Genomic DNA, 21,821 nt, shown 5'->3' with positions numbered 1-21,821 from the left:
CCTGTCTTTCATTTGAACGCATATTCTACAGATTTTTGCAATGCCTGACTGTATTTTAGTAGGGCATCATTATCACGCACCATTGATTTAGCATCTTCTATACACTGCGAGAAGCAACTACGAGAGATTTTCACGGAATGATCTGCTGTAAATAATTTATCATGTTGCTGCGCTGCAAACAATAGCGTCTGATAAGCAGGAAGTAGGCACATTAAGCTAGCCAAGCGATAGCCCACCGCTTCATAGGGAATAGTCATTACATAACCGACAGACTTATTTAGCTCAACCATCACATTTGTAATAACTTTTTGCGTCCAACTCTTGGGAGCCCCCTTTAGCAAGAGTGGTGAATTATCGACTTCTTGTATCCATACAGCAGGTAAATAGCATATACCATTAGCCAAATCTTCAGGAAAATCCTTGATAATGTTTGTTTTTTGCAATGCTTCGCCGCAGGTTTCACAACCTGCTAGAAGACAAGCTGCAACATCTAAGTTGAATTGGTAATGGTTGATAGCTAACTCTGTTCCCATATGACCAACTATACCAGCTACAAAATAGCAATAACGATTGTAATCGTCTTCTTGGGCTGGGAGACTGATCCCATTGCGCGTTAGCATAATAGGAGCCTGTTGGTGATCTAGCACTTGTTTCATTCCCTCAACCATTGCAGAAGCCCAGCAATGAATAATTGCTTTAGCATCGTTTGGTATTAGTGCATAAATTTGCCATAACATTAGTCCATTTTCCAGATTCATTAATTGTTTTTGGTCGGCATTGAGTCCCGGCCAATTTTCTGACGACCAGCTAGATAAAATATTGGAGGCCAAAGCTGGTTCCTTTAGCAGTTGCTGAAATTCATCAAAACGAGCCTGCTGCCAGCTAAAGGACTGCTGGCAATCCTCAATGTTGTCAGCAACGCGAAAAATCAGATAGGCCGTAGCCATAAAAGTATCTAACGGTTCTTCAAAACAAGGAGTTACCAATGCAAAAGAGCGAGAAACTTTATTCATGAACTCTTCAAGGTACTTCTTCTGTTCGTGCAATAGATAAAATGTTATCATGCTTTATGTCCCTGCTTGTATTGAGATATTAAGTCTTGAAGCGCCTTTGCTTCCAGATGCCTCTGTGCGTTGTAATTCCTGGTCAATAATGTATTTTACAACAAGAGAGATGGAAAGTATTTATGATTACCAAAAGGATTCAAAATTTCCGCCCTATATAAATTAGCTCATAAACAAAAAAAACAACCTAAGAATGCGCTTTCCAAACCGTAGTACCATTTTCAACTGTGAAATCAAAGTTGAGCCAGAAAGCCAGATTCGGCTGTATATTTACTGGTTGTTCTGGCTCTGCCTGGCCTCTTGGTAAGCCCAATTCTGTGACAATGGGGTGGCTGGCAAAATTGTATATTGTGACTTCAAATTGAGAACCACCAGTAGAACCAAAACTTAAGAGTCGCCCTGCGTGATATTTGGATACTTTCATGGGAATTTCTACGATCGCTTGATAGCAAGCTTGTTTGCCGTCTTTTTCATCGCGAAACTGCTTGAGCATGACTACAGGAATTTCTGCATTTAGCCGATATTGCAGCAGGTATTCAAGCAGGTTAAGTGGCAGGCTTAAGCCCGGAATTTTCATGATGCTGTCGCCGAAAAATAATTGGGCGATTTCTGCAACTGCTTCTGAATAGCTAGTCCATATTTTAGGTGACTGGCTTTCGCTACCTCCATTTTTCTGCGATACTCTGATTAGCTGTTCCCATTTTGCTTCAGTTTGAGCAGTTAAAGTTTTCCACGTATAAGTGTGCAAACTGAAGGGGTCTTGTAACCGATCGATTGAGGGAATGTTGAAGCTTGCAATCTCTTTCGGGATGCCGTAAACCTCTCGACCTGAAGCTAAAGCTGGTGAATTGCTGACGAATATGTAGGGTACGAACCAAGCAAAGCGGTCTATTTGAAAGATGGAGCCACGTTGTTGACCGACCGCAGTCAAGACCCAAATCACAACTTCCTGCTCGTCGATGTAACCCCTGTCGCGATCGGGCTTTTCTCTAGAAGCCAGGGAATCTATACTTCCAAAGGTTAGTAGGATATAGTGTGTGGCAGGGCGGTACTCGACTTGTCCGCTGGTTAAATTATTGAGATATTTGTCGCACAAATTCTGGAGTTGAGGTAAAGAACTTTCTAACACAAATCCATAGAGATTTGTACCTTTGATGTCGTAGGGTTGCAGAAAACATTGCTCGTTAGCTCGTTCAATGTATTGTGGAGGTTTTGAATGGTTACTGACGCCCGATAAAAATGTCTCGCCAAATTTATGTGCTTCTTGTTCTATGCTTTCGCCTCTGGCAGCAAGGTCTTGAAGGAGTCGATCTGGCGAGCCAGGCGGTTTTGCGAGGATGTCTGCTAATTTTTGCGGGTTATGGAGCAGTTCCGCGATCGCGCTGCTTGCTCCTAGTGCCGTGCGAAAGCCTGTTTGCAGAAGTTGAGCGGCGCTGTTAACATTCATTGCTTCATAACCTCATGATGAGTTAGCTTGCAAACTTTTTATATTTCAGTCATATCACAAATACCGATCGGTTCGATCTGAATTAACGCCAATTTTCTCAATCACAAACTCTTTATCGAGCGATAGAGAAAGCAAGCTGAGCTCACGGCCCACCTATACTTCATGTTACCGTTGAGGTGCGACCTGTGGTGTATATCTGACCCGACAGCGGAGTCGGTCAAACTTGCTGCATTACTGCACTGGTAGGCGAAAATGGAGCGATCGCGGCGGTTGGGGGCGATCGTCATAAACTAGCAGACCGCTGCCCACGGGGTAACGAGCGTTTTCCAGTGTTAGAAAGCATGGAAAGTGAAGAGATCGCTCCTGTGACTTGTTCTGGCCGGCACCTCTTTCGTAGTGCTGCAACTGTTCGAGGTTGCGGTGGCGGCTGATTTCTTGAATAATCCGCAGCGGGATACCCGCGTTGCTCCTCTGGGTGAGGGCCGTTCTCAACCAAGCTGTGGGTGGATGCTCCCTCGATGCCTACTCGTTCAAACGCTTCTCTCAAAATCCGATCCGCTGAATCGGGGTGCAAATGCTTCCAATGGTGGCAAGGGTGGCGGCTGGGGAATAAGTAAGTCTGACCGGCATGAGAACGCCAAGATGTTAGAAAACTTCGCAAATCGGCGTTGCTGATTTACGGTATGAAAGGCTAAATATGCAAATCAGAGAAACCAGTATTCACAACGCTTCGGGATTTTCAACTGATTTTTTTCATACCCTGATTAAGCAACGCCCAAAAACCTTCCACTGAACAATGTGGCTGAGTTTTACTCACATTTTCCTGTCACCCGCGAGTAGCAAATCCAGGAATTACTTACATAAAACCTATCTCTGTTACTGGCGAGTAACAAATTCAGCACTTACCGAAAACCTAATTTTTCAGCAAAGGTTAACACACAAGTTAGAGTTTGTGTGCAGATTTTCTGCAAACGTTAAGAAAATTCTCAAGCATAATTAGATGTTTGAGAAGGATTTGTTGTACGATAGCTAAAATGCCGTAAGGGTTTAGATTATTGACAATGCAACTTATGTATCCTGAATGTATCACCCTATTCTCCTGGCTTTAATCCTATAGAATTATGGTGGTCATAACTGAAATCTTTTTTACGTCAGTTCTCGCCAACCACTACTTCGAGAGTGGATATTTAGCTGGCTAGTTCACGCTTATTTTGTCAATCCTAAGCACTTAAAAAGCTGGTTTAGAAGCTGCTGACACTGTACTTAATAAACCCGGAATAGGCTGTATTAGTTAGCCTTGAAATATCCGCAGTTTAAGAAGCATCGCCCAAAAGCGTTGCAGCACTCAACATAGCAACAGCCCCTTCCTCCTCCAAAGGTCGCGAAAAAAAGTACCCTTGATAGAAGCTGCATCCCAAAGAACGGAGTATAATTAGTTGCTCTTCCGTCTCCACCCCTTCTGCGATTGCCTCTAATTCCAAAGAACTCGCCAGATTTAAAATCGCCTCCAGCAAAGTCAAATTTTTCCCTCCTTCCTCCACGCAGCAAACAAAAGAGCGGTCAATTTTGAGAGTATCAATCGGCAGCAATTGTAAGTAAGATAAATTTGAATAACCCGTGCCAAAATCATCTAAACACACCTTAACTTGCCGAGCTTTCAACAGCTCTAGTACCCCAGCAGCCTCCTCAGCATTCTCCATTAAAACACTCTCGGTAATCTCTAACTTCAAAAATTCGCCCTTTAAGTTATGCACTCGCAGCAGTGAGTCTAAAAGCGGTAACAAATTAGGAGCAAATAGCTGAATTCCCGATAAATTAACACTCATATTTAAAGGCAAATAGTCAGGGAATTGCAACTGCCATTTACTTAAACAAGCCACTGCTTCCGACAGTACCCACTCCCCTAGTGCCACAATCAAACCCGTTCTTTCGGCCACCGGAATAAACTCGATCGGAGAAACCAAGCCGCGGGTCGGATGCCGCCATCTTACCAACGCTTCAAATCCCACTATTTTACCCGTTGCAAAAGATACAATCGGCTGATAATTAAGGTAAAACTGTTGCAAATTAATTGCATTTTGCAAGTCATTTTCCAACTGGAGTTGCTCTAAAGCTCTCGATTGCATACCAGCATCAAATACAACAGTGCTACCAGCACCCCGAACAAAAGCCTCATGTCTAGCCACGTCAGCCGCCCGCAGCAACTCTTCCGGCTCTTCTGTGCCAACTGCACCTAAAGCAATGCCAATACTAACACTAGAAAAGACCGCAGTTTCATTCAAGTTAGACGGCATTTCTAAAGATTGGCGAATGCGTTCTGCTGCATCTAAAGCTAACCGAGAATTAGCAATATTTTCCATCCAAATCGCAAACGCATCTTCTCCCACTCTTGCTATAAGATTCATATTCAAAGCCCAAGCCTCTAACCGCCGTGCTACTTCTACTAGCAACTGCTCTCCTCTAGAATGACCTAAGCTATATTTAACAATTTGATAACGGTTAATAGTCAGAAATAAAATAGCTTCTAAATGACCCACTTCTATTATAGAATTCCTGCCACTACCCATCTCTTTTAAAAGCAAATTACGGTTAGGTAAACCTGTCAGCTCGTCGTAAAATGCTTGGTAACAGATTTGTGCATTCGCTGTAGCAAGTTCCTGCTCTTTTTCTTTAGCAAGTCGCACAAACTCTAAAGTTTTATTAATGGTAACTTTTAAGTCATTCAAATCAATCGGCTTCGTTAAAAAATCAAAAGCACCTCTATTCATAGCTCTCCTAATATTTGGCATATCCCCATAAGCTGAAACCACTACAGCTTTGAGCGTCGGGTCAATAGCTGGCAGATTCTCTAGCAAAGTTAAACCGTCCATTTCGGGCATATTAATATCAGTTAGCACCAAGTCAAAAGAGCCATCAGTTTGAAGTTTATCTAAAGCTTGGACTCCATTAATTGCAAAATAAAACTCAAATTCTTGAGTGCTGATTTGACGCCGAAATAGCTGAAGGATTAGATATTCTAAAAGTGGCTCGTCATCAATTACTAAGATTTTAGCTGTCATGAATTGCTCTTGTTAGCAAGTAACCAGGAGTTTAATTCTCTTGTAGGGGCAATCCCCCTGTGATTGCCCCCTGGGGCTGCACCGTAAGTAAGGTTGGGGCTGGCAGGAAAGCACTGCTCCTACAGAAAACTCATCATTTTCAGGACTTATGCTCCTAAACCGGGTTTATCTACAAAATTGAAGATTCTCACTAGAAACCTACGAAGAAACTCGGTTTCTAGCCTGTGCGTAAGTGTTAATTTTATCAGTTCCCAACCCTTAAGTGGGAATTTCAATAATAAATTCTGTTCCCTCGCCAGGTGTAGAGTTACAACTGAGCCATCCCCCGTGTTTTTCTTCAACAATAGACCGCGAAATTGATAAACCCAATCCCGTACCTTTACCCACAGATTTTGTAGTAAATAAGTGGTTAAATACCCGCCGTTTCACTTCTTCTGTCATCCCCATCCCGTTGTCAGCAATAGAAATTATAACATGAGAAGTGGAATTATCCTTGATAACTTTTTCGCTCTCATCGGTAAGGAAAGTGCGAATGGTAATTTTATTAGAATTCGCCTTAATTTCATCCCGGCTACGCTCTGCATTCCATTCTTCTAATGCGTCAATGGCATTAGCAATAATATTTAAAAATACCTGATTTAACTGTCCGGGATAACACTCTAGTGGGGGTAATTCTCCGTAGTTTTTTAGCACTTGAATTTCGGGTTTACCCTCATTCGCTTTGAGCCGATGTCTCAAAATTAATAAGCTACTATCAATTCCTTCATGGATATTGAAACGAACTTTGGATTTAGTATCGGTCCGCGAAAAAGTTCTCAGAGAAATGCTAATTCCCCGAATGCGCTCAGTTCCTTCTTTCATAGAACTGAGCATTTGTGGCAAGTCTTCTAAGAGAAAAGGGAGGTCAAGAGCTTCAAGTTGAGTTTGTACTTCTGGATTATTGAGGGAGCAGTGTTGTTGATAAATATTGAGAGCAGTCATCAATTCTTGAAAGTAGCTTTCGGCGTGTTCAATGTTTCCTATAATGAAGCTGATGGGATTGTAAATTTCGTGGGCAACTCCGGCAACTAACTGGCCCACGGAAGCCATTTTTTCGTTTTGAATGAGTTGAGTTTGCACCTCTTGAAGTTCTGTTAAATTTTGTCTGACTTGTTTAACAGTTTCTAAGGCTCTTTGGATAGTAATCTCCATGTCCTGAAAATCAATGGGTTTTGTCAAAAAGTCAAAAGCTCCCCGGTTCATGGCAGTTCTAATGTTTTGCATATCTCCATAGGCGGAGATGACGACTGCTTTTAATGTATTGTCGATTTCTGAGAGTTTTTCTAGTAAAGTTAACCCGTCCATTTCGGGCATATTAATATCTGTTAGCACTAAATCAAATGGTGGAAATTCTGCAATTTTTTCTAAGGCTTCTCTGCCATTGTGAGCAAAGACAAATTCAATTTCTTTGCTCCGAATTTTTTGCCTGAATTTTTGTTGAATGACGTATTCTAAAAGTTGTTCATCATCGACGACTAGGATTTTGGCTGTCATGGGGAGCTATTCTGTATCCTATGGTAAAAATAACTAGGGTCATTAGCTTACTATACCGCGTTGTTTAAATTTTGTGAAAAATTAAATTAATTGATCGGTATCGATGCCCGTAGTAGGGACACGGCAATGCCGATTGGTGTCAACTTAACGTCAAACCCTTAATCCGTCAGGGACTTAAGTCCGTGCCTCAAAGCTTAAGTCCTCTAAAGAGGACTAAATAATTCATTAGTCCTCTTTAGAGGACTTTAACTATTAGACAGGGACTTAAGTCCCTGGCGGGTTTCAGCTTAAGTTGACACTAATGGGTATTCCCGTGTCCCTACCTCTTCTTAATCTAAATATTTAACATTAAATTAACACCAATGGTTGCACTTGAGCGCCAAAACTATTCAACTTCTGGGCAAAGTAATGATAAATTCAGTGTAATTTCCCGTTTCAGTTTGCACTTCCAAATTACCTCGGTGTTGCCCAACTATGATATCGTGAGTGATGGATAAACCTAAACCCGTTCCCTGTCCGGGAGGCTTAGTAGTAAAGAAAGGAAGAAATATTTTTTCTTGATTTTCTTTAGGAATACCAATGCCATTGTCACGAATGCGGATTTCTATTGCAGTGCCTAGATTTTTAGTGGTAACAGAAACTGTGGGATTGAAATCGGCGGTCATTTTAGATAGTTTAATATAAGAGGCATAGCAAGCATTATCAATGATGTTAATTAAAGCGCGGCTGAGGTCAGAAAAGGCGACATCTAGTTCTCCAATTGATTGGTCATAGTCGGTTTCAATGGTAAGGTTGAAGGTTTTATCTTTGGCACGAATGCTGTGGTAAGCTAATTGTAGGGCTTGAGCGACGAGGGCGTTGATGTCGGTTTTTTGGCTGCTACTGCCCTCACTGCGAGCGTGCATTAGCATACTTTGAATTATGCTGTTCGCGCGTTGCCCTTGTTCGTTAATTTCTGATACGTTGCGCTTAAGATAAGTCAGGTTTTCGTTAATTAATTCCAGGGATTCTGCGTCTAAATTTTGGAATTGGCGGTCTATTTGTTCTGCGATTTCAGAGGTTAATTCTTCTGAGAGAGTAGCCAGAGAAGTGACGAAGTTGAGGGGGTTGCGGATTTCGTGGGCAACACCTGCGGTGAGGGCTCCGAGGGAGGCTAGTTTTTCAGAGGCTACTATTTGTTTTTGAGCTATTTTTAATTCGGCGGTTCGTTCCTCAACTTTCTGTTCTAGGGTTTCCGAATATGCTTCTAGTTGTTGGTTAAGTTGATTGACTTCTGCGTAGAGTTTGGCATTGGTAATGGCGATGGCAGCTTGTCCCGATAGCATTTGTAAGACTGTGAGTCTGTCAGCGGTAAAGGCGACGGTGGTCAAATTATTTTCGAGATAGATAATCCCTGTAAGTTGACCTTGATTGAGCAGAGGTGTACACAAGATTGATTTGGGATGATTTTGTTGGATGTAGGGGTCTTTTTTGAAGATTCCTTCGTGGCTGGCATCGTTTAAAACAACTGTTTCTTTAGTGCGAGCAACGTAGTTAATAATCGAGGCTGGAACTGCATTTTCGAGGAGAGAAATGGAAATATTTTTATCTTCAGGTTGTTGAGGATTGGTCAATACCTGGAGGTCGTTACCTTCCACGATGCCGGTGGCTGAAATCACCCACTGATTCTCACTTTGGTTAGATGAAAAAGTTGCTTGGGTGAGCAATGAGCCGCGAGTAGCTCCGGCATTTTCTATGAGAATGGTCATTAATTTACTTAGCAGTTCGCTGAGAACAATTTCCCCAGATAACGCCTGCGCTGCTTTCATAATTGTATCGAGGTCAAGTGCTGTTGAATTGCTGGAAGTAGAGGTTGTCGTCCAGTTTGAGGTGGTTGTGCTAGTGGGATCAAGGCTCATAGTTTCAGGCTGCTGCGTGCGGGAGATAAGATGGGGATATGTTTCTTCTAAGTCTCTGACTTTGGCGACGGCTCCCCAGCGAATGTAGCAGTAATAGGCTTCTGTCATGTAGGTTTTGGCGACTTTTTCTCTACCGAGAGCGAGGTAAAATTCGGCGGCGCGTTCGTTGGCGAGGGCTTCTTCTTGGATGTAACCGTTTTCTTTTGCTCCGTTGATGGCTCGTTCGTAGTAGGTTATTGCTGTCTCGTTTTGTCTCAATACTCGCGCTTTTTCTGCTTCTACAAGTTCGTATTTGTGCTGGAAGTTCATAGGGGCGTGGTGCGCCCAGTTTTTCATTTGTTTTTGATGAGATGCTACTTTTTTCAGGTATTGCTTTTGTTCGGTTTTGGTGGTGGTGGGATAGTGCGCGAGGAGGGCTAGAGAATAGTAGAAGTTGTGCTGAGCGATATTTACTTGACCGCTAATACTTTCTTGGCACTCTTCGGCTAACTTAGCAACTTCTACAGTTCCCAAATAATCTTTAAATAAATAAAGCAAAATAAATTTGCTTAGATAAACACTAGCTAGAATAGTTTTATTATTAGTTGATTTTAAAATAGAAAGCCTTGTTGTTTCATCAAAACTTACTCCTTTCAAACAATAAGGAATTTCATTATCACCCATTAAGTTACAAGCAAACTGATTCCATATTTGACTCAGTTCAAGGTTAGCTTCTTGCTTGTTTTTATGGAGGTGAGAAATATATTTATCTTGGGTAGTAGATACACTTTGTAAATGTTCTCCACTCCACAATACATACTGACAATATCCAGAAGCCATATAACAAGCATATTCTATATCTCCTGTTGCTATGCCACTTTGAAAACCTTCAATAAGCCCTGGCAAAGCGTCTTTTATTGGTTCTTTCCAATGTTTCACAAATATATTAATAAGAAATAATACCTTAACTTTTATTTTGACTTTTTCAATCTCTAGTAACTTCAGAGCTAATTGCCCAAACTTATATCCAGAATCAATATCCCCCAACGGGCCACACATTAACAAAGCATAAGACGCATAGCCATAGGCAGATAGAGGAGAATTTCCATATTTTATAGACAAACTAACCATTTTAAAAACTATCAAGGGGAAAAGAGCAGGATTTGACATAAAAGCAGCCGGAACAGCATTCATCAAAATACGCATAGCTGCTAGTTTGTAAGGATCTGTCATTAAGGGGAGAGTTGCTAAACTTGGTATTGGCTGTTTAGCGATGATTAACTTAGTGTATATAAATTCCAGTAGAATGTTGATTTTTTGGGGCTTGTTCGGAAGAAAAACGCCTAACAATTGTAAAGTTTGCAAAGATAATTCTAAAGATAGATGAGGCTGATTTTGCTGCAAATAAAAGGGTATTTTTAGTTCATTTACTTGGACTTTTTCTAGCAAGTTTTTGCTCTGAGATAAGACAATATCAGACAAATGTTGTGCCTGTTCAAAATTAATATTGAGATATTCTGCTTCCAGTGTTTCTATGTAAATATCCCGCGTCAATTCATAATGACTTTGCCATCCTGATTCAGGTAACAAATCCAACGCCACATTTAAGCACCTACTAGCTACTTCATAGGCGGTTGCAGCTTTAGCCTTTCTCCCTGCTATCAAGTTCAAAGTAGCTAATTTTTCTTTTTCTTGAGGAGAAACAATAAATTTCCGTCCTATATTTACCTGATTGACAATATCGAAAATATTTTCTTCAAGGTTTTCACTAGACGTATTTTTCCACAGCAATTGACCGATTTTTAGGTGAGTTGCTTTTTTGTCTGATTCTGGAATTAAAGAGTAAGCTGCCTGTTGTACTCTGTCGTGTAAAAACTTGTACCCGACTCGCGACTTATCAAACAACAACTCACTTTTATCTTCTGGTTGAAATAATAAAGCTATTTTATAATCATTACTCAGAGGCAAAATTAAACCTGCTTGCAAAGCTGACCACAAGTATTCCGTAGTATCGCGAGAAGGTTTCTCATTGACAATCGCCAAAACATCCAAATTAAATCGGTTGCCAATACAAGCCGCTAATCTCATAACTCGCTGGGTATTCTCTGGCAATTTACGAATATTCCTAGCTACCAGTTCGACTACGTTGAAGTCTGTAATACCTAAGCTTTGAATCTTCTCAATGCTCCACTGCCACTGATTTAATTCAAAATTAAAAGTTAATGAATTTTCGGAGGCTAAAGTTTTAAATAGCTGCGTTAAAAAAAATGGATTTCCTTGAGTTTTATTATATAATAATTCAGACAACTCAAAAATGCGGTTGCCCCTGATAGCCACCTCACTCAAAGTATCGCCGACTAACTCACTGACATGACTAATATCTAAGGGTTGCAAAACAATATTATTTATGGCAGATCCAGCTTTCTCAATCTTTTCTAAAGTTTGAATGGTAGGATGAACTGGACTCACCTCATTATCTCGATAGGCTCCAATCATTAATAGGTAATGGCTATCCGAGTCTGTCATTAACTGTTCGATTAAATTTAGAGAAGCTAAATCTGCCCATTGTAAGTCATCAAGAAACAAGGCGAGGGGATGCGCGGATTGAGCAAAAACGTGAATGAATTGCTGAAATATACGATTGAAAAGGTTTTGAGTTTCTGTAGACCCTAATTGAGAAACTTCAGGTTGTTTGCCAATAATCAGTTCCACTTCTGGAATAACGTCAATAATAATCTGCCCATTTTCGCCTAAAGCTACAAGCAGTTTCTCTTTCCAAACAGCAATTTCTTCAGAATTTTGTGTCAATAGCTGCCGAATAAGTTCTTGAAAAGCTTGAGTAATAGCGGCATAGGGAATGTCTCGCTTAAATTGATCGAACTTACCGCTAATAAAATATCCCCTTTGCCGGATAATTGGTTTGTGAATTTCCTGAATTACGCAAGTTTTGCCAATACCAGAATAACCAGAAACCAACATCATCTCGGTTTGCCCTAAACTGACCCGATCAAAGGCTTGTAAGAGAGTTTCTACTTCCGCTTCCCGTCCATAGAGTTTTTGCGGAATTAGGAATTGTCCGGTTTTATCTACTCTACCCGGAATAAAGTCTTCAATTGTTCCTGTTGTTTGCAGTTGCGTCAAACATTCTTCTAAATCAGCTTTTAATCCCAAGGAACTTTGATATCTATCTTCAGCATTTTTAGCCAGCAATTTTGTGACAATATTCGCCAGGGTTAGCGGTAATTCTGGATTGAGTTGGTGAAGTGGGATGGGGTTTTTCGCGATGTGGCAATGTATCAATTCCATTGCATCTACTGAATCGAAAGGCAATTGACCCGTCAACATCTCGTAGAACGTGACACCCAAGGAATAAAAGTCACTACGATAGTCAAGGGTGCGGTTCATTCTCCCAGTTTGTTCTGGGGACATATAGGCAAGTGTGCCTTCAATATAGTTGGGATTCATTGGGCTTTGGGTTTCTTTTTCCAAGCTGGTGGCAATGCTGAAGTCAATTATTTTTATTTGCCTAGTTTGGGGATTTATAATAATGTTTTGCGGCTTAATATCTTTATGAATCACTTGATTTTGATGCAGTTTAGCTAAGATTCCTGCTATTTGAATAGCAATATTTAAGAATTGCTTTAAGTCAAGTTTTTCTGCATTAACAAAGCTTTTTAACGACTGAGATTCAAAGTATTCTAAAACCAGAACTAAACTATGTTCGTAATTTGTTAATTCAATTGGTTTAATAATTCCTTCTATCTTTAAACTTTGGAGGATATTGTATTCATGTCGGAGGCGGGCGATTTCTTCTAGGGTGGGATATTCAGATCTAAGAGTTTTGATAATGACGGGAGTATTATCTGAGGATCGTTCGGCTTGATAAATAACGGTTTTTAAGCCTTCATAAATGGGTTGAAAAAGTTGGTAGCCTTTGATTTTTAGCATAATTTTAGCTGTTCAATTTTTTGATAATCAGACTGTAGAGAGTAAAAACAGCACCCATATAAGGAATCAACGTAGCACAAACTTCTACAGAAGTTGTGTTATCTATAATACACATATTTGACATGGGGTGTGAAAGCCTAGTGCTAGAGAGGATAAATTTGTTGAGAAAAATATATAAATATTATAAGTATTTGAAATATAAAAGACAATCGCGACTGTTAACCATCGCTCTCGTCTTTTGGAGCATTTACCCTACTGAGCGGTGTATCCACCGTCAATCACCATGTTATGCCCCGTAACGAACGAAGCTTTATCAGAACACAACCATACCACCGCATCGGCAATTTCTTCTGGTTTGCCAAGCCGCCCTATAGGATGCTTCGATTGAATATCCGCCAATAATGGCGTGGGTATATCATTTACCATTGGAGTGCTAATCACCCCAGGACTGATTGCATTGATGCGGATGCCAGAAGCTGCATACTCGATCGCTGCGGATTGGGTCAAGGCAATCACTCCCCCTTTACTAGCTGAATAGATAGAAACACCAGGATTACCAATAATGGCAGACATTGATGCCATATTTACAATCACACCTCCCCTCTGTTGAAGCATAATAGGAATCTGATACTTGAGCGAAAGCCAAATTCCCTTGAGGTTGGCGTTAATTGTACGATCCCAATCCTCTTCTGATAACTCAAAAAGCTGCCCCATAACAAAAGTTCCAGCATTGTTACAAGCATAGTCTAAACGACCATAAATTTCTACGGTTTTGTCAACCAATGATTCTAGTTCAGTAGCCCTAGATACATCAGTCTTGATGAAAATGGCATCACCACCTCTTTCGCAAATTTCATGGACTGTTTGTTCCCCTTCCGCAACTCGGCGACCAGCAATTACTACATTCGCGCCTGCACGGGCAAATGCCAATGCTGTTGCTTTACCTATACCAGAAGATCCTCCAGTAACCAACGCAACTTTGCCATCGAATTCTCTTGAGTAGAACATCATTGAACTCCTTATTTTTGATGAATTAAAATGTGGCTGTGTGGGGAGTAAAAATAAAGTTTTTTATTGATTACTCCCCCGACAAGCAAAGAATTTCCACAAAATATTACTTATTCAAATGGTAAATTCTTTACCTTAGAACGTGATTAAACCATTACTGCTGCCGGAACATTAATGAAGCGAAGCTTGGCGATGGAGTTGGCATGGGGCCTAATGCAACCTTACCCCAGCGTATAACCATTGCGGCAGCATTACCTACAAACCCATGAGCGTAAACAAGAACCAAATCACCCTCGTGAATTTTTTCTAGCTTTGCTGCATGATGCAAGGCAACTACAACCGAAGCTGTAGAAATATTAGTGTAGTGAGGGTAAATATTGATTGTTTTTGTGGGATCAATACCTAACTCTTCTACGCAGAAATCAACGTACCATGCTGTGGCAGCATAAAAAATAAAGAAATCGATTTGCTTCAAAGTCACGTCAGCATTTTCTAAGGCACTATTACAGCACTTACGAAAGTATTTCGTGAATAATTCTGGCATTTTTTTACCAGCTTCTTTGTTTGCCCGAACCATGAATACTGGTTGACCTTGAAAGTCAGTTGTGAGGTCTGCAGAAACAGCCCCACACGATTCTTTAGTGTTGGTAATTTCTGCACCAATAAGTCCTTGATTTGCTTCCAACTCACCAACCAAAAAAGCACCCGCTCCATCACCAGAGAAGATAGAAAAAGCTTCCCCCTTACAAAAGCGAGAGTATGTACATGAAGCTACGACCAAAATATTTTTGTATCGCCCAGATGCCACTCGCAAACAAGCATCTTCAAGAGCAAAAAGTGAACCAGCACAGCTTGAATCGAGATTGAAAGCCGGACATTCTAGGTTTAATTCCTTTGCTAAGTAAGCTGCGTTTCCGGGAATAATATTATGATGTGGAAACATTGAGGAAACAATCATTAAATCAACATCCTTAATATTCAGATTTGCTGATTGAATAGCTTGTAAAGCTGCATTATGTTCAAGAGTTAATGAAGTCTCATCACCACTAATCATCCGGCGCTCAATACTACCTCGGAAAGGATCGGATACGTATGGGAGCATCGTCTTTGTCCAGGCATTCATTTCACCACCTTCTAGAGGTGTAAAAGCCTTGGAAAAACTTGCTTGTTTTGTTGTGTCTAATAGTTCTGGATAGTTTTCTAAGAAGTAATCGTTTCTAATAACTTCTTTTGGAAAGCTAACAGCTATTGATCGAATACCTACTGATTGAGACATGACAATGTAACTCGTTATGAAATTGTAAACTTTTGGGCAATTAAGAGTAGGGTGTCTAACCGCGACAGGTTAAAAATTCGCAGAGCATAACTCAAGGTAAGACACCCTAAAGAGTTGGAAACCTGACTAGGATAGGATAGGAGCTTAACTATGCGCCTCGCGCAAAACCCGCCTCAAAACCTTACCCGTCGAATTCTTGGGCAACGAATCAACAAACCGGACAAGGTGAGGAACCTTATAAGCAGCTATCTGCTTAGAGCAGAAAGAAATCACATCCTCTGGCGCGACAACTTGCCCATGATTCAGGACAATATTCGCCAAAATGTTCTCGCCTTTCACTCTGTCAGGAACGCCACAGATAGCCACTTCAGCCACTGCTGGATGTTGAGAAATTACCCGCTCCAATTCACTTGGATAAACCTTAAATCCAGAAACATTAATCATGTCCTTCAAGCGGTCAACAATGTAGAAATAGCCCTCTTCATCCATCCAGCCCAAATCTCCAGTATGAAACCAACCATTTGACATAACTTCGGCAGTTTCAGCAGGACGGTTCCAATAGCTGGACATCACATTAGGGCCGCGAATAATAATCTCACCAACATCTCTAACATTAACTTCTGAACCTTCACTATCGACCACCTTCATTTCCACATTATCAATTGGCATCCCAATAGAACCAGGCTTATATTTCAAGTAATGGTTGTAACAAGAAAAAGGCGAAGTTTCCGTCAAACCGTACCCTTCATGAATCACCAGACCATACTGTTCTTGCCACTGCTCTACAACTTCCAAAGGCATTCTGGCAGCAGCGCTAAAATAATAGCGTACTGAGTTAAAGTTGCATTCATCCGGCGAAATTTCTAACAGCTTGGCAAAGGCTGTCGGCACTCCAAAAAACATGGTAATCCGCTCCGCAGCCGTTACCTTCAAAACTTCTGCTGGATAAAACCTGCCCTGCAAAATGATAGTCGCACAAGCATTCAATCCCGCATTCAGAATAAAATTCTGACCGAAACAGTGGAACAAAGGTAAATACAAAAGTAATCTATCTTCAGCCCTCATACCGCAGCAGTGCTTGACAGAGTGCATATTTGAAGTCACATTCCCATGAGAAAGCGCAGCTCCTTTAGGAAAACCAGTCGTCCCAGATGTATAGATAATTGCAGCGGGTTCTGTGGGTTCCATTTCCATAGCTTTAGCTTCTGCTGAAGCATTTGCTAGCAGTTGTAACAAACTGACTTCTTTACAGCTTAAACTCAGCTTACTTCCAGAAGTATGAGAAGAGTGGCTAACAACTACACTCGGCGGCTTAATAACTCCATCTTCAGCAATCAAAATGTATTGAAGGTAAGCTAAATCATCATCAGGCACTTGCCTTCGCAATGATTCTGTGGCAATTACTATCTTAGCAGTGCAGTCATTTAGAATAAACCGAACTTCATCACTTTTGAGCATTGCATTGATCGAAACTGCAACAGCTCCGATTTTTAAGATGCCCAGATAAGAGATGACAAATTCTGGAATATTAGGCAGGAAGAGAGCAACGCAATCTCCCCGTTTAATCCCCAATCCTTGCAAACCATTAGCAGCACAATTTGCCAATTGATTTAGCTGCTTGTAACTAAAAGATTTACCTTCAAAAATTAAAGCCGTTTTCTGAGGAAAAAATCTACACCCTCTTTCGATATGCTCTGCAATGTTCATCCCTGTTTTATCCTCGGTAAAATTGCTGCCAAACAATAGGTTTTGTGTTCATGATTTGGATGCACTGGTGGACTGTCGCTAAGGCAAATAGAAAACCACTACCTAAAGCTTTTGAGCGCTCTTTTTTTTCTGAGGAAACATCCCCCGTGCAACCAGGATGAATTGCTTGATAAAATTGTTGCCAATCCCTCGGTTCAAGTTGATATATTTTGACGCACTGGCGAACAGTATCCGTCAAAAAGTGTTGCTGATTTGAGAATCTCTCTGCTTTTTTACTCGGGTAAATATCTAGCTGAAAAGCAGTTTCAGAGATGTTAGCTGAAATATTGTGAGTAACCATTTTTGTGCCTTTCTAGTAATGTCCAACAATCCTTTGCAGCCGCAAAATTGGGACTGCTTGTGTAAGGGACAAGCAGCTCTTAACAAGTTAAATTTTTAACTCATCTTTTACGCCGTTTTGCAGGCTATTATTAGCTACAAATGACCTATTTACACAGAAAACTAGAGGAAAAAGGGAACGAAATAATGTAAATCTTTGGCAAAATTTCTTCCCCTTTCCTTTCTGCTTCCTACTTCAAACTTGATAAAATCTGGTTCACAGCTTGTACAATTCGTCCTTCCTGTGCAATGTCAGCAGCAATCATGGCAATGTGTATATCTAAAGATTGCTCGTTGTCATTCCAGATGTAAGATTTATCAACATTCGGGTGCTGTCCCACAACTTCGCGCACAGCCTCATATAGCGGTAAGCTAAGTGGCGACAAACACTCTCGCGCGTCATAGTGACCGGCTACTTGATGGGTTCGCAAGTCAACAGCTTGGACGGCAAACATTAGGGAAATTGCCATATATTGCTGGAACAATTCAATTGAGCGACGAGCTAAATTAGCTGAAGCGAATCCTTGGCTATTGATATTCTGATTGAATTGTTCTGCGTGAGTGGGAAAGCGGTCAGCAATTGAGTTTCCGTAAAAAGTCAACAGCGGCATAATGGAATTTCCAGCTATTTGCAGACCTTTTAATCCCATGTTGACCTTACGGCTCGTGTTGCCAACCAGAGAAGGCGACAAACCATTATTAAATTCAGGTGCAGCTAACAGCGCAATTTGTACATCCAAATGCTTAGCCAGCAGACCTAAAAGATAGCGCAAACGATCCATTCCCACACCAACATACTGTCCCAGAAAATTGCCCCCGTGATAACTAGCTTGATTCTCGGTATCGATTAAGGGGTTGTCAGTAACAGAGTTAATTTCAACTTCAATCTGCTGAGTAATTTCTGCGATTCCATCCACAATCGGCCCCATGTACTGAGGCAAACAACGCAGCGAATAACGGTCTTGTATCGGATGATGGCCGCGAGACTCGTGGGAACCATCTAACTCATCTCGATTCAAGCAGGAACCTGCGAGGAGTTCGACCATTTGGGAAGCAGCCCACACTTGACCAAAATGTGGTTTGAGCTTGTGAATGAAGGGGTGGAATGATTGATTGGTTCCGCCTAATCCTTGGATTGTCAAGGCATGAGTACCCATTGCCAAGGCAAGTATTACTTGCGAATCCCGGACGCAGTTGGCAGCAATGCCGGTCATTACAGATGTACCATTGGTCATTGCTAGCCCTTCTTTGGGGCGCAAATCTATTCTTGGTAAATCTAATATTTCTAGCGCTTGAATGGCTGACATTTCTCTGCCCTTAAAATCAACAGTGAAACTGTCATCTAGACCTATTAATGCGCCCGTGATGTGCGCTAGGGGAACTAAATCACCGGAAGCACCGATGGAACCCAATTCACAAACGTGAGGCGTGACTCCTGCATTTAGAAATGTGATCATCCGCTCAATTAACTCTAGCCGAATTCCTGAAGCGCCCTGGAGGTGGGAGTTAATTCGCAAGAGCATGGCGGCGCGGACGCAAGCTGTGGGCAGCTTTGGCCCTGCACCAGCTTTGAGAAACCAAATCAAATTGTTTTGTAAACTCGCGGCTTCTTCGGGTGCAATCTCTGTATTGGCCATCCCACCAAAGCCAGTTGTAACTCCGTAAATCGGCTTTCCCGACTCGACAGCATTTGCAATGTAGTCGCAGGATGCTTGCACTCGTTCAGCAATATCGCTTTCATCATTCAACCGAACTCTGGTTCCACAACGGGCAACCCTGGTAACTTCTTCTACACTCAGCCGTCGATTCCCTACAGTTACGTTACTCAAATTAGGCTCAGGCCATTTGGGTAATTTTAGAGCAATCGGCTCTGTTAAGTTCCTTGACACTTCTTAGACCCTAAATTTATAGATAGATGCCACTCAAATGTGACTCTAGTCACAGCACACTCGAAACCGGGATGTTACTTTGAATTAAATGACAGAGAAATATGACTGGATACCATAATCTGCCATTCGTATTCAAATCTTGCCTTTCGTTTCGTAAAACAAGCCGCAGCCATTAGACATCACCGATGATGAATCTACAAGCCTTATTGCGTTAAGGCTGGAAGCTTAAATTCGGTTGGTGTCTATTGTCCTCAGGGCAAAATAAAACTGCGCCGACACTACATTATGCGGGCAGAGTTATAATTAATTGAGTTATTAAAGCTGTTAGGCTGTTACTGGGGCTATTGACCGATAACTTCAGGACAATACCACCGCTAAAGGCTAATCATAGATTTTTTTCACAAAACGTTACAATGATTTCCGAAATTTTTAGGATAACTATTGAACGCTACGGGATATCTGGAAAACAGTTATCCAAGTTTTCAGGCGTTAGTGAGAATCATATTTCTGAGTTTCGGCGGGACAAGACAGGCATCTCTACGGAGGTGCTGTGGAAATTAATCGAGGCAATGGACGAGATTAAGCCGGGAGCCCGCGTTTACTTCTGTAATCGGCTGACGGGGAGAGAGGGATGTGGCAACAGCAGCCAGATGTTAGTGCCAAAGCAACTAGAGTCTTTGTTAGATATGCAGATATTGGTTGATGGACTCTCTGACGACAGTTTGGCCTTGCTACTGATGGTGGTAGCAGCGCGGATTAAAAATGGTGTTTCCTCTCATGCGAAGGGTTTGGAGCTAATTGGCTAATAATTTTACCGCTCGTTTGTACGGGCAAGAATCCACAGCTCTTGACCCATTCTTGAACCATTGCTGAACACAAATCAAGAGAGATTACGCTGATTTCACTAATTTTTTATCACCTCTCACAATCAGTGAAATCCTTTGAAATTTCAATAATTACAAAAGAGCGGACAGTCTCCCTTAAGCAACTTTAAAAGAAGCTAAGTGTGACGGTTCACAACAAAAGTCAAAATCATAGATAAAATCAACGCTCTAGCCAACAAACTTCTGTTTTCATAATTCTAGTATCCCATTTTACCAAATTCAAATATGGCTTCGATACCACCTCGTCAGCATCAGTTGGCGTGCCCTGACTGATGCCCTCTAAACAGTATAAACCTATTCAAAAATTGCTATTTCTTCTCCTTGCTATTGTATTTGCTTTAGTAAGTATGTAATGGTAGTTGCCAGAATAATTTATTTTGTCGGATTCAAAAGGATTAGGGGCAAGGTCGAACAATGCCCCATTACGGCATGATGGTTGCTATCCTCGATCAGTCCACCAGCAAAAAAGAACGCGACTCGCTCGACCGTTTGATTCGCTCCTCGGTCAAAGGTCGGATTCAAGTCGCTGACGAACTCTCCACCGTCTCGTAACCAGAAAGCTGGTTGAGAACTCGACACTCTACAAAAGCTTTCCGTTGGGAATGTTTAAACAAGTCACCGATACAACTCTCTAGGGATAGCTTTTTGTATAATGCACTGTTGACACAGGCTTAGCATTCGCAACTTCACCAACATCATGACAGATAGCATTCAGCATCTCATCGAGCCGCACATTCAAGATTTGGGTGGATTCCAAGCCCGCCGCTTGCTTCCCTCAGACGTTCTAACTCTGGTTGGCCCGTTCATCTTTTTTGACCATCTCGGCCCTGCGGTGTTTCCACCAGGTAAGGGTGTCGATGTCAGGCCGCACCCACACATCAACTTAGCAACCGTCACCTACTTGTTTGAAGGAGTTTTGCTGCACCGCGATAGTGTCGGCAGCGTTCAAGAAATCCGCCCCGGCGCGGTGAATTGGATGACGGCAGGGCGAGGCATTGTTCACTCGGAACGCACCCCGGACGACGAGCGCAGCAAAGAAGCCATCCTGCACGGCATCCAAACCTGGATAGCGCTTCCCGACGAATACGAAGAAACCGAACCTTGGTTTCGGCACCATCCGGCAACCGAGCTACCCGCTTGGGAGGATGCAGGAGTTTCGTTCGCCCTGATTGCGGGTGAGGCTTGCGGTCGCATTTCCCCAGTTGAAATATTTTCACCCATGATTTATCTGGACGTGCAACTGACGAATAAAACAGAGTTTACCTTACCGGGCAATTACAGCGAACAGGCGGTTTACAGCGTTACAGAGGGGCTTCTAATCAATGGAGTGCCTTTAGCACAGCATCGGTTGGCAGTTCTAACTTCAGGGACTAAAGTAAACATCTCTGCATCAGGCAAGGCTCGCTGTATTGTGATTGGCGGTGAACCTGTGGGCGATCGGCATAAATGGTGGAATTTTGTTTCGAGCAGGCACTCGCGCATCGAACAAGCCAAACTCGATTGGAAAGAAGGAAGGTTTGGTCAGGTTCCTCAAGAGACAGAGTTTATTCCGCTGCCAGAAGAAATGCCAAATCAACCGGAACAGCCGTTGTAAATAGCCCCAGCCATCTATTGATGAACTGTTTTTTTGATTCAGAATCTGGTCTTTTCTCTATTCGAGGCAGCAAACACTTACATTCGCTATTCGCGAATATAGAATGAAGTAAAGTGAGCGATCGCCAAAAGAGATGTTAAAACCCCAAGATAGGGCT

The 21,821-nt window shown here is 41.8% G+C and carries 14 protein-coding genes; 3 read left to right on the top strand and 11 right to left on the bottom strand.

All coding sequences use genetic code 11. The annotated features are described in order from the left end of the window. Positions 1-8: 8 nt before the first annotated feature. The 11 genes from IQ263_RS18690 to IQ263_RS18640 form a co-directional block, all read right to left on the bottom strand. Positions 9-1,064 (bottom strand): phytoene/squalene synthase family protein, encoded by a 1,056-nt coding sequence (locus tag IQ263_RS18690; RefSeq protein WP_194069130.1) that lies wholly within the window; start codon positions 1,062-1,064, stop codon positions 9-11. A 187-nt stretch (positions 1,065-1,251) separates the two neighbouring features. Continuing rightward, the gene (locus IQ263_RS18685) at positions 1,252-2,511 is read right to left on the bottom strand and encodes an acetoacetate decarboxylase family protein (protein WP_194069128.1); all 1,260 of its coding nucleotides are present in this window, start codon (positions 2,509-2,511) and stop codon (positions 1,252-1,254) included. Positions 2,512-2,742: 231 nt separating this feature from the next. Beyond that, complete coding sequence (locus IQ263_RS29920) at positions 2,743-3,003, bottom strand: hypothetical protein (protein ID WP_339384889.1); 261 nt, start codon at positions 3,001-3,003, stop codon at positions 2,743-2,745. Between the two features lie 821 nt (positions 3,004-3,824). Beyond that, positions 3,825-5,570 carry a putative bifunctional diguanylate cyclase/phosphodiesterase gene (locus IQ263_RS18675; RefSeq protein WP_194069126.1) on the bottom strand — a complete coding sequence of 582 codons (1,746 nt, stop codon included), beginning with the start codon at positions 5,568-5,570 and terminating at the stop codon, positions 3,825-3,827. A gap of 258 nt (positions 5,571-5,828) precedes the next feature. After that, on the bottom strand, positions 5,829-7,103 hold the full coding sequence (locus IQ263_RS18670) for a hybrid sensor histidine kinase/response regulator (RefSeq protein WP_194069124.1): 1,275 nt from the start codon (positions 7,101-7,103) through the stop codon (positions 5,829-5,831). A 389-nt stretch (positions 7,104-7,492) separates the two neighbouring features. Then, positions 7,493-12,928 carry a trifunctional serine/threonine-protein kinase/ATP-binding protein/sensor histidine kinase gene (locus tag IQ263_RS18665; RefSeq protein WP_194069122.1) on the bottom strand — a complete coding sequence of 1,812 codons (5,436 nt, stop codon included), beginning with the start codon at positions 12,926-12,928 and terminating at the stop codon, positions 7,493-7,495. A gap of 252 nt (positions 12,929-13,180) precedes the next feature. Beyond that, a complete protein-coding gene (locus IQ263_RS18660; protein WP_333197074.1) occupies positions 13,181-13,939 on the bottom strand; it encodes an SDR family oxidoreductase in 759 nt (252 codons plus the stop codon). A 151-nt stretch (positions 13,940-14,090) separates the two neighbouring features. Continuing rightward, positions 14,091-15,212 (bottom strand): 3-oxoacyl-ACP synthase III family protein, encoded by a 1,122-nt coding sequence (locus IQ263_RS18655; RefSeq protein ID WP_228050170.1) that lies wholly within the window; start codon positions 15,210-15,212, stop codon positions 14,091-14,093. 144 nt (positions 15,213-15,356) lie between these two features. After that, on the bottom strand, positions 15,357-16,919 hold the full coding sequence (locus tag IQ263_RS18650) for a class I adenylate-forming enzyme family protein (protein ID WP_194069120.1): 1,563 nt from the start codon (positions 16,917-16,919) through the stop codon (positions 15,357-15,359). A 7-nt stretch (positions 16,920-16,926) separates the two neighbouring features. Next, the gene (locus IQ263_RS18645) at positions 16,927-17,259 is read right to left on the bottom strand and encodes a hypothetical protein (protein WP_194069118.1); all 333 of its coding nucleotides are present in this window, start codon (positions 17,257-17,259) and stop codon (positions 16,927-16,929) included. Positions 17,260-17,488: 229 nt separating this feature from the next. Continuing rightward, the gene (locus tag IQ263_RS18640) at positions 17,489-19,126 is read right to left on the bottom strand and encodes an HAL/PAL/TAL family ammonia-lyase (RefSeq protein ID WP_228050169.1); all 1,638 of its coding nucleotides are present in this window, start codon (positions 19,124-19,126) and stop codon (positions 17,489-17,491) included. A 473-nt stretch (positions 19,127-19,599) separates the two neighbouring features. Between IQ263_RS18640 and IQ263_RS18635 the strand changes: the two genes are divergently transcribed. From IQ263_RS18635 to IQ263_RS18625, 3 genes are all read left to right on the top strand, one after another. Further along, the gene (locus IQ263_RS18635; protein WP_194069114.1) at positions 19,600-19,992 is read left to right on the top strand and encodes a helix-turn-helix domain-containing protein; all 393 of its coding nucleotides are present in this window, start codon (positions 19,600-19,602) and stop codon (positions 19,990-19,992) included. Between the two features lie 492 nt (positions 19,993-20,484). Then, positions 20,485-20,622 carry a hypothetical protein gene (locus IQ263_RS18630; RefSeq protein ID WP_194069138.1) on the top strand — a complete coding sequence of 46 codons (138 nt, stop codon included), beginning with the start codon at positions 20,485-20,487 and terminating at the stop codon, positions 20,620-20,622. Between the two features lie 145 nt (positions 20,623-20,767). Then, positions 20,768-21,664: a pirin family protein gene (locus IQ263_RS18625; protein ID WP_194069112.1), complete on the top strand. Its 897-nt coding sequence runs from the start codon at positions 20,768-20,770 to the stop codon at positions 21,662-21,664. Positions 21,665-21,821: the final 157 nt, after the last annotated feature.

The organism is Tychonema sp. LEGE 06208, from assembly GCF_015207505.1.
GTDB lineage: Bacteria > Cyanobacteriota > Cyanobacteriia > Cyanobacteriales > Microcoleaceae > Microcoleus.
The sequence above is the reverse complement of the archived record's forward strand: the minus strand, read 5'-3'. Positions and strand labels throughout refer to the sequence as shown.

Coding starts and splice junctions, on each gene's coding strand:
- IQ263_RS18690 (WP_194069130.1), bottom strand. CDS start 1,064: ATGATAACATTTTATCTATTGCACGAACAGAAGAAGTACCTTGAAGAG.
- IQ263_RS18685 (WP_194069128.1), bottom strand. CDS start 2,511: ATGAATGTTAACAGCGCCGCTCAACTTCTGCAAACAGGCTTTCGCACG.
- IQ263_RS18675 (WP_194069126.1), bottom strand. CDS start 5,570: ATGACAGCTAAAATCTTAGTAATTGATGACGAGCCACTTTTAGAATAT.
- IQ263_RS18670 (WP_194069124.1), bottom strand. CDS start 7,103: ATGACAGCCAAAATCCTAGTCGTCGATGATGAACAACTTTTAGAATAC.
- IQ263_RS18665 (WP_194069122.1), bottom strand. CDS start 12,928: ATGCTAAAAATCAAAGGCTACCAACTTTTTCAACCCATTTATGAAGGC.
- IQ263_RS18660 (WP_333197074.1), bottom strand. CDS start 13,939: ATGATGTTCTACTCAAGAGAATTCGATGGCAAAGTTGCGTTGGTTACT.
- IQ263_RS18655 (WP_228050170.1), bottom strand. CDS start 15,212: ATGTCTCAATCAGTAGGTATTCGATCAATAGCTGTTAGCTTTCCAAAA.
- IQ263_RS18650 (WP_194069120.1), bottom strand. CDS start 16,919: ATGAACATTGCAGAGCATATCGAAAGAGGGTGTAGATTTTTTCCTCAG.
- IQ263_RS18645 (WP_194069118.1), bottom strand. CDS start 17,259: ATGGTTACTCACAATATTTCAGCTAACATCTCTGAAACTGCTTTTCAG.
- IQ263_RS18635 (WP_194069114.1), top strand. CDS start 19,600: ATGATTTCCGAAATTTTTAGGATAACTATTGAACGCTACGGGATATCT.
- IQ263_RS18630 (WP_194069138.1), top strand. CDS start 20,485: ATGCCCCATTACGGCATGATGGTTGCTATCCTCGATCAGTCCACCAGC.
- IQ263_RS18625 (WP_194069112.1), top strand. CDS start 20,768: ATGACAGATAGCATTCAGCATCTCATCGAGCCGCACATTCAAGATTTG.